Genomic DNA, 9,476 nt, shown 5'->3' on the forward strand with positions numbered 1-9,476 from the left:
CAAAAACCTGTCAAAAAAAACAAGCGCCTATTAAGGCGCTTGTTTTATTTGGGGAATTTTGGTGGAGGTGGCGGGAGTTGAACCCGCGTCCGCCAGCACTACGCTCGAGAATACTACATGCTTAGATATCGTCTATTGTTTTAACTCTTTGTGACCCGACGAACAGGGTACAAATCGCGATCCTCTTAATTTAGTACAAAACCCCGAGGCTTGGTTTTATACGGACTTGTGTGCGTGCGCTTCAGTCGGACTCTCTAACCACAAGTATTCGGAGAGGCGGACAAGCTGCCCTTAGGCAGCTAGAGCGTATGATTCGTCGTTTGCGACTAAAAAATGCAAATTTGATTTACGAGAGAAAATGCGCTCTCGACATGCATCTATGAGTTTCATCACCAGCGTCGAAGCCAGAAACACCCCCAAAGTAGCGGCAATCATAGCATAGTTGCTAGAAAATACGATCTATTTTCTAAACAAACACACATATTGATGCGCTTAATTACATAATTGCGCTAATATTTTGCTTTTCAAGTCCAACAATAAAATAATTTATGAGCTACTTACTTGCACTCGACCAAGGAACCACTTCGAGTCGTGCCATTATTTTCAATGAACAAGGTCAAGTTCAGGCAACGGCGCAACGCGAAACACGTATACATACCCCCCAATCAGGCTGGGTAGAACAAGATGCCCAAGAGATTTGGAGCTCACAAATTGCTGTTGTACAGCAGGCTCTGGCTTCTGCTCGTATTTTAGCCAAAGACATCAAAGCAATTGGTCTTACTAACCAAAGAGAAACGACTGTCGTATGGGATAAACGTACAGGACAGCCGCTTGCACCAGCCATTATCTGGCAAGACCGTCGCGCATTTGAATGGTGTAATCAGCTCCTACAGCAAAACTTAAAAGATAAGATTCAATCCAAAACTGGACTCCGAATTGACCCTTACTTTAGTGCAGGAAAACTGGTCTGGTTACTTGAGCATGTCAATGGTCTACGCAGATTGGCTGAACAGGGGCATGTGGCCTTTGGCACGATTGATAGTTGGCTGATTTGGAATCTTACCCAAGGTGCTCAACATGTCATCGAAGTCAGCAATGCTTCTCGCACCATGCTCATGAACTTAAGTACCCAGCAGTGGGATGAAGAGCTATTAGATTTATTTAATATTCCGTCTGCATTACTGCCGAAAATCATCAACTCAGATACCTACGTCGCAGATACCGCGGCAGGCTTGCTCGGTGCCAATATTCCGATCACAGGCATATTAGGCGACCAGCAGTCTGCACTATTTGGACAGTCCTGTTTTGACATTGGGACTGCAAAAAACACCTATGGCACAGGTTGTTTTATGCTGTTCAATACAGGCGAGACCGTTCAATACAGTAAAAACAAACTGCTTTCGACACTGGGTTGGAAAACGCAACATCAAACCACTTATGCCCTAGAAGGCAGTGTATTTATGGCAGGTGCGATTGTTCAGTGGTTACGGGATAATTTAGGCATTATTCAAAAAAGTAGCGATGTTGAAAAATTAGCTTGTACAGTTCAAGATACCGATGGCGTCATGCTGGTTCCGGCATTTACTGGACTCGGTGCACCACATTGGGACAGTGAAGCGCGTGCCCTCTTATGTGGAATGTCACGTGGAACCAACAAAGCCCATATTGCTCGTGCAGCCTTAGAATCCATTGCCTTTCAAGTCTCTGATGTACTGACCGCCATGCAAGCCGATATTCAGCAGCCGCTGAAAGAGCTCCGCGTCGATGGTGGCGCCAGTCAAAATGATATGCTGATGCAGTTTCAAGCCGATATTTTGAATGTGCCTGTACTACGCCCTAAGATGCAGGAGTCGACTGCATGGGGTGCGGCGGCCATGGCAGGCTTAAGGTGTGGCGTATTTTCAAGTTTGGATGAAATTGCACAGTCTTGGCAGCTTGAACGTGCTTTTGAACCCAAAATGAACACAGATCAACGTGAATTTCACTTACAACAATGGCAATCCGCTTTAAGACGCGCAAAGTCAGAACTTTGATTATTTAATTCTATTGTTTTGAAATATTCAAAACATCATAAAACTGCATAACATGCAGAATAAAAAACCGCTTCTAAAAGCGGTTTTTTATTACCCTAATGCGCATGTCCGCCACCGCCTGCCCCTATTTTAGGTTTAGGACAGAGCCAAATAATGGATGCTGCAAATAGAAACACCAAGGCCAAGATCAGGAAAATATAGTTTGCCGACAAGGTCAATGCTTCTTTATCCACTAAACTAGAAATATAGCCTAATGCACCTTCCGCGCTCATTCCCTGCTGCATCAACACCGACTGGGTTTGATCTGTATGCAAACTGCCGACCATTTCGCTACGTGCAACTTTGGTATGGTCGTCCCAAATAGTGACAGCAATAGAGGCGCCTATCGCCCCTGCCATAGTTCTTAAGAAGTTCATTAAACCTGCGGCAGATGCCATTTCATGCGGCAATACCGATGACAGCGCCATGTTTGATAATGGGATAAAGAAAAATGGCACAGCAAAGCCCTGCAAGATTTGCGGTAATGCCAATGCAAAAAAGTCTGCATCGGTAGTCCAGAACGAGCGCATCAAGGTTACCCCGCCCAAGATACTCAAGCCAAAACTGGCCAGGGCACGTTGGTCATATTTGGTTGCTAATTTCGCCACAATAGGTGACATAGCTAAACTACCAAAACCCATGGTTGCGGTTAAATAACCGGCCCAAGTTGCGGTATAGCCCAAATTGATCTGTAACCACTGCGGAATCAGTACAATACTGCCAAAAAATGCGCCAAAGCCAAAGGCCAGTGCCAAGACAGAAATCGTGAAGCTACGGTATCTAAAGATTTGAATATTCACCACTGGATGCCGTTCGGTCAGCTCCCAAATGGTAAAAATCACCAAGCCAATCACAGCCGTTAAAGCCAGTATCACGATCGCAGGGCTATTAAACCAGTCGCGTTCATGCCCCAGATCGAGCATGAGCTGTAATGCCCCAATCCATAAAATCAGGAGGATCAATCCACCGCGATCAATTTTGAGTTTGGCCGTTGCGGTTTCCGCAGGTTTAAGCAGACGCATCGCTGCAAAAGCACATGCGATCCCAACAGGAATATTAATAAAGAAAATCCAATGCCAAGACATGTTGTCACTGATGGTTCCGCCTAAAATTGGACCAAGAATCGGGCCAACCACTGTCGTCATTGCCCACATGCCCATCGCTTGGGATTGCTTTTCTGGAGGGAAAATCCGCATCAGTAACATCTGACTGAGCGGCATGATCGGGCCACCAAATAAACCTTGACCAATTCGGCAGAAAACCAACATTTCTAAACTTGTCGATAAACCACACAGTACCGAAAATATGGTGAAGCCAATCAGACTTAAGGTAAAAACCCTCACGCCACCAAAACGACCTGCGAGCCAGCCTGTTAAAGGGACACAAATCGCTTCAGCCACAGCATAAGAGGTAATCACCCATGTCCCTTGCGAACTCGATACTGCAAGGCTTCCCGTAATATGAGGCACAGAAACATTGGCAATGGTCATGTCCAGCACGACCATAAAGTTGGCCAAAGCAAGGACGAAAGCCGCCAGCATCAGGCGACCACCCTTTAAGTCACCATAGGGAACGTAGCTATTCATGCGCAACTACTTCGATTTCAAATCGATTTGAGCTTCCATCGACAAGCCAACACGTAAAGGATGTTCAGCCAACTCTTTCGGGTCAAGTTGAATACGTACAGGCAAACGCTGTACCACTTTAATCCAGTTACCGGTGGCATTTTGTGCAGGAATCAGCGCGAAGGCAGAACCTGTTCCACCGGAAAAGCCCAAGACCATGCCATGGAACTCAACTGAGTCGCCATAGAGGTCTGAGGTTAAAACGGCCTTTTGACCGGGGCGTACATTTTCAAGCTGGCTTTCTTTAAAGTTCGCGTCGACATATAACTGTGAAATTGGCACCACCACCATGAGCACCGAACCCGGTGCGACACGCTGTCCAACTTGAATTTTTCGGCTCGTCACCACCCCATCAAATGGTGCTTTAATTTCAGTACGCTCTAAATCAAGTAAAGCTTGTTTTAGTTTTGCTTGAGCAACCAAAACATCGGGGGTCGAATTTTCATTGCTGCCTTTAATTAAGGCTTCATTTGCAGCCAAATTGCTTTGTGCAGCTTTCTGACTGGATTTAGCCTGCGCCAAACCCGCTTGCGCCAAGTTATAGCCTGCTTGCGCATTATTTAAAGCAGCTTGTGCCGTGCTTAATTCTTCTTTAGAAATCGCGCCTGTCGCACTCAACTGCTGACGACGGTTCAAATCATCTTGCGCTTTATCCAACTCCGCTTTGGCTTTAGCCACTTGTGCTTCAGCACTATGAATGGCGTCATCACTTACAAAGACTTGCGAGTTTAGAGAGCTACTGTTGGCCGCACTTTGTTTATACTGGCGCTGCGCTTTAAGTAATTCGGCCTGAGCTTGGGCTACAGCAATTTCAGCATCACGATGATCGACCAAAACCAACACATCGCCTTGCTTTACAGTTTGCGTGTCACTGACCAACACTTTTTCAACTTGGCCTGTCACCATAGAGGTAATCGAGGCCGTTTCTGCGCCCACATAAGCATTATCAGTTGAAACCGAATGGTTAAAGAACAGTTTCCAAATCAAGAATAAAATGGCAGCAATGATCAGGATCATAGCCACGAAACCTAAGCTTTTCTTACGTTTGGCTTTCAGTGCTTGATCATTGATTTGATCGGCTGGATCAGTATCTGGCAGTGTATTTGAGGCATCTGTCATTGATTTTTCCTAAATCTAACAGACTTGGTCAGCCGGCATCATCCCTGCGAAAGGGACATCAGACAAGTATTGTCTGCATTGGTGTCGATGAGAAAGTCACAATAAAATTTGATGCATTCTAAGAGCAAATAATCACATTTTGAGAAAATAAATTGTAACTGCTCAGTCTATTTTAGTTTTTAGCATCCAACTTCCTATTAGATGCTATAAATTTCACTTGAATATTAAATACTTAATTAATTTAAAACTAATAAGCATAAGAAGCAATAGCTGTGGCAATCGATTTGCCTTCATCATTGACCATGGTCATGCGCATGGTACAGCCTTTACGCCCTAATCTTAGGGTTTCAGCACGGGCAATAAAGTACTTTCCCCGTCCCGGCGCGAGATAATCGACCCGCATATCCACTGTAGCTAAACGGGATACTTTTTTAATGGTGTCCGCAATCGTGTCAGGTTCCGCTTTTTTATACAGTTCCCCCATCGCTACAATGCCACCAATACTGTCCAAAACCGTTGCAGCCACGCCACCATGTAAAATTTGGAACGCAACATTGCCAATTAAGTAATCTTGCATATCGATATAGGCTTCAATTTGCCCGTCAACGACTCGCATAGTCATGGTGTTGTGCTTAAAAAATGGCGACGCATTAAAAGCCTTAACCAACTGCTCAAAAACCACATCAATATCCACTTTTGCTCCTAAGTGTATGCTGCCCGTCCAGCTTCTTTCACCACTACTCATAACACTCTGCTTCACTCTCAAAACAATAAAAACCCGTCAATATGTGCCCAAAGCCATAAGATAGGTCTACAATACTGACCTAGTTTAATACCGATTATCGAGATTTGTATGACCTATACGTTCAATCGTCCCGCCTTCCCCGCTACTCGCATGCGCCGTATTCGTAAAAATGAACATCTGCGCTCTATGGTTCGCGAGACCCATTTAACGACAGATCATCTTATCTATCCAGTATTTGTCCTACCGGGACAAAACCAAACGCAAGACATTCCCAGTATGCCGAAGGTACAGCGTCTATCTGCGGACTTACTCTTAAAAAAAGCAGAACGTTTACTTGAACTTGGCGTATCGAAACTGGCGCTATTTCCAGTTACTCCCCAAGAAGATAAAAGCTTAAGTGCCGAAGCAGCATGGCGTGAAGATGGTGTGGTTCAAAACACGCTACGTCTGCTGAAAAAAGAATTACCTGAAATGGTGCTGATTACCGATGGCGCACTTGACCCGTATACCACGCACGGTCAAGACGGCATCATTGATGACACGGGTTATGTACTCAATGACGAAACCGTTGAAGCACTGATCAAACAAGGGTTAAGCCACGCTGAAGCTGGAGCAGATGTCTTTGCACCAAGTGACATGATGGATGGTCGTATCGGGGCGATTCGTCAAGCCTTTGAAGCCAATGGTCATATCTACACCTCAATCATGGCCTATTCAGCAAAATACGCGTCGAGCTTCTATGGCCCTTTCCGTGATGCGGTCGGTTCATCCAGCAACCTTAAAGGTGGCAACAAATACAACTATCAAATGGATGTCGGCAACCGCGCAGAAGCATTACATGAAATTGCCCTTGATATTCAAGAAGGGGCTGACATGGTGATTGTGAAACCGGGTATGCCGTATTTGGACATTGTCCGTGAAGTCAAAGACAACTTCGGTGTGCCGACTTTCGTTTACCAAGTCAGTGGCGAATATGCCATGCTCGCAGCGGCCATCCAAAACGGCTGGTTATCGGACAACGTGATTATTGAATCACTGATGAGCTGCCGCCGCGCGGGTGCAGATGGTATCTGGACCTATTTTGCAGAAGAAGCTGCACTGAAACTAAAAGACATGAAATAACAGCACGTTTAAAAGGATTGAATTTCAATGCATATTGCCATCATTGGCGCAGGAATCAGTGGTTTACTGACAGCGCTTGAGCTGATTGAACACGGTTGTTCGGTTGATATTTTTGACCAACAGCAAGCGGGACAAGCGGCTTCATGGGCAGGTGGAGGGATTCTCTCCCCGATGTACCCATGGCGCTATCCACAAAGTGTCAATGACCTCGCCAAATATGGCAAAAGCATATATCAAGCATGGAATGAAAAAATTAGTCCGGTTTCGGGGATAGATTTTGAAATCCATGAAACAGGCATGCTGATTTTTGATGAAACTGATTTTGACATTGGCCTAAATTATAAAGACCAACATCAAGAACCGATGCAGCATTGTGAACTTTTGCAACGCGAACAACTGGAACAGGTCAATCCGCGCATTTCTTCACGCTTTCAACAAGCTATCCATTTTCCACAGTTAGCCAATGTCCGTAATCCTCGACTGCTCAAGTCGATTGTGGAATACCTCAAACGGCAGCCACAAGTCACCTTTCATGAGCAAGCGTGGGTACATACCTTTGACATGTTCAATCAGAAAGTTCAAGGGATAAAAACTGCCGATGGACAAAGCTACCATGCAGATCATGTAGTGATTGCAACAGGCGCATGGTCACAGCATTGGTCCGAACAACTCCAGTGCAGCATTCCAGTGAACCCCGTACAAGGGCAAATGTTACTGTTTAAAACCCCGGAAAACTGGCTACCAACCATGTGTATGAATCAAGTCATGTATCTGATTCCACGTTTAGACGGTCATATCGTTTGTGGTTCAAGCATGGCGGATGTCGGTTTTGACCAACGTCCTTCTCTACAGACCCAGCAAAATATTTATAAAGCCTGTTTGGACATGGTGCCTGAGCTGGCCGATTTTCCCATTGTGAAGCATTGGGCGGGTCTACGCCCAAGTTCGCCAACGGGCGTCCCTTATATCGGAGCATTTCCTGAAATAGCCAATCTCTGGGCAAACTTCGGTCACTATAGAAATGGTCTATGTATGGGGCCTGCATCTGCACGACTGCTACGAGAATTGATGTTAGACCAAAACTTAACGGTTGATGCGACTGCCTATACTCCAGAACGTTTAGCACATTTTGCGTGATGATGCTTCGCCACAATCAGGCTTTGGGCTGAATGAGATGAAGCAATGCTTCTTTTAAAGTGGGATATTTAAACTCAAACCCCTGCGCTTTCAATGCTTCGGGGCGAACAAATTGACCATTCAGCACCAGTTGAGACTGCTCGCCTAAAAGTAACTTCAGCACAAAAGCAGGTAAAGAAAGTACAGGTCTACGTTTCAGAATTTTCGCTGCGGTTTGTGCAAATGCTGACTGGATGACTTTTTCTGGACTGACGACATTAAAAACTTGCTCAGTCGTTTCATGCAACATTAAAAACTCAATCGCTCGCAGCACATCTTGAATATGCACCCAGACCACAGGTTGCCGCCCCGAACCAATACGTCCACATAAGTTCATTTTGATCGGAAACAACATTTGCGGCAAAATGCCAGCCCCACGTCCAAAGACCACACCTAAACGAATAATTTTGGTATTTTGCGATGTGTCTTGCCGTGCAGATTGTTCCCATTTTTGACACAACTCTGACATAAAAATAGACTGCGGCGCTGACTGCTCATTACAACACTCTGTCCATTGTTCAGTCGGATCGATACCATAATAGCCCACCGCTGAACCTGAAATAATACATTTCGGTTTAATCTTTCTTTTAGCGAGATATTGATAGAGCATCGTCGTCTTTTCAACGCGACTGGCGATCAGCTTTTGTTTGCGGGCATCTGTCCAACGCCCCTGAGCAATACTTTCCCCAGCCAAATTCACCACATAATCAATGCGATCATGCTTGAGTTCTTCTAAAGCTCGAATCCAAGTCAAATGTGGGTGAATTTTAGGCAAATTTTTCTGTCGACTTAAGCCGATCACTTCATAATCTTTTTCTAATAAATAATCGAGCAAGTTTGAACCAATAAAACCACTTGCTCCTGTAACCAATACACGTTCTTTTTGCATAGCGTGATCTCAAATGATGCTTTTGCTCAAACTATAGCATTTAGAGGAAAGCTTTACGATTGATCGATCATTTTTGCCGCCATACGCTCCGCTTGTTTACCATAGAACCAATAGGTCAGCACATACAGCGGAATCGCGATCAATAAAATCAGAATCACCACCATACTGATAAATTGCGGTTGTTGGACGTAGAGCATAAAGTTTTGCCAAACTTCAGCATCTCCCTGCGCAAAGATAAATAAACCTAACATGAGAAAGGCAAAGTTATAGCTCCAAAAAATCAGACTAAAACCTAAAGTGAATTTCTTCCGCTCTGCTTGGGTTGGCGCACGGCGCTGCTGCTTAATAAATTTAAGTAAAACCCAAATCATGGCCACCAAATAAGGTACAGCCGTTAATACTGCTCCCATCCCTGTCGGAAGTAGAGCAGCGAGTACACCACAGACACAACTAAAGACAAAACATATGAAAAAAAACCAGAGAAAATATCGTGTTAGCGAAATCATAGCGCTACTTTAAACCCAACCAAAAAATCATTATAAAAAAAATTCAGTTTTTTTTCATTTTCATGTCAACCAATCGAAGTTGATGTGCGTTAAATAGGATACAAGGTCGCAGCAACCGTCAACATTGTACCGGCATCCACAATACGTACGGTGACCTTTCCTAGAGCAATAAGATTGGCTCCAAATTTAAATGTTGTCAGCAGCCGACATTTAAGCGTGAAG

At 44.7% G+C, this 9,476-nt stretch carries 8 protein-coding genes and 1 other RNA gene; 3 read left to right on the plus strand and 6 right to left on the minus strand.

What is annotated here, in order from left to right; genetic code table 11:
• Positions 1-59: 59 nt before the first annotated feature.
• Positions 60-418: a transfer-messenger RNA gene (gene ssrA / locus AC4CU3_RS04935) on the minus strand.
• A 130-nt stretch (positions 419-548) separates the two neighbouring features.
• Between ssrA and glpK the strand changes: the two genes are divergently transcribed.
• The gene (gene glpK / locus AC4CU3_RS04940; protein ID WP_078426398.1) at positions 549-2,033 is read left to right on the plus strand and encodes a glycerol kinase GlpK; all 1,485 of its coding nucleotides are present in this window, start codon (positions 549-551) and stop codon (positions 2,031-2,033) included.
• 95 nt (positions 2,034-2,128) lie between these two features.
• On the opposite strand, the gene AC4CU3_RS04945 is transcribed toward glpK, so the two are convergent.
• The 3 genes from AC4CU3_RS04945 to AC4CU3_RS04955 all read right to left on the minus strand — a co-directional run bounded on the left by AC4CU3_RS04945 (position 2,129) and on the right by AC4CU3_RS04955 (position 5,561).
• Positions 2,129-3,658 (minus strand): DHA2 family efflux MFS transporter permease subunit, encoded by a 1,530-nt coding sequence (locus tag AC4CU3_RS04945; protein WP_114837482.1) that lies wholly within the window; start codon positions 3,656-3,658, stop codon positions 2,129-2,131.
• A gap of 6 nt (positions 3,659-3,664) precedes the next feature.
• A complete protein-coding gene (locus tag AC4CU3_RS04950; RefSeq protein ID WP_114837481.1) occupies positions 3,665-4,816 on the minus strand; it encodes an HlyD family secretion protein in 1,152 nt (383 codons plus the stop codon).
• Positions 4,817-5,063: 247 nt separating this feature from the next.
• On the minus strand, positions 5,064-5,561 hold the full coding sequence (locus AC4CU3_RS04955) for a thioesterase family protein (protein ID WP_078426396.1): 498 nt from the start codon (positions 5,559-5,561) through the stop codon (positions 5,064-5,066).
• Positions 5,562-5,669: 108 nt separating this feature from the next.
• Between AC4CU3_RS04955 and hemB the strand changes: the two genes are divergently transcribed.
• Complete coding sequence (gene hemB / locus AC4CU3_RS04960) at positions 5,670-6,683, plus strand: porphobilinogen synthase (RefSeq protein ID WP_279042801.1); 1,014 nt, start codon at positions 5,670-5,672, stop codon at positions 6,681-6,683.
• 27 nt (positions 6,684-6,710) lie between these two features.
• Positions 6,711-7,820, plus strand: a complete 1,110-nt coding sequence (gene thiO / locus AC4CU3_RS04965) for a glycine oxidase ThiO (protein WP_279042803.1) — start codon at positions 6,711-6,713, stop codon at positions 7,818-7,820.
• A 16-nt stretch (positions 7,821-7,836) separates the two neighbouring features.
• On the opposite strand, the gene AC4CU3_RS04970 is transcribed toward thiO, so the two are convergent.
• Both AC4CU3_RS04970 and AC4CU3_RS04975 read right to left on the minus strand, forming a co-directional pair.
• Positions 7,837-8,748 (minus strand): TIGR01777 family oxidoreductase, encoded by a 912-nt coding sequence (locus tag AC4CU3_RS04970; RefSeq protein WP_279042804.1) that lies wholly within the window; start codon positions 8,746-8,748, stop codon positions 7,837-7,839.
• Positions 8,749-8,801: 53 nt separating this feature from the next.
• Positions 8,802-9,254: an ABZJ_00895 family protein gene (locus AC4CU3_RS04975; RefSeq protein ID WP_125281229.1), complete on the minus strand. Its 453-nt coding sequence runs from the start codon at positions 9,252-9,254 to the stop codon at positions 8,802-8,804.
• Between the last annotated feature and the right edge of the window lie 222 nt (positions 9,255-9,476).

The organism is Acinetobacter sp. 802_lipA (genome assembly GCF_058242885.1).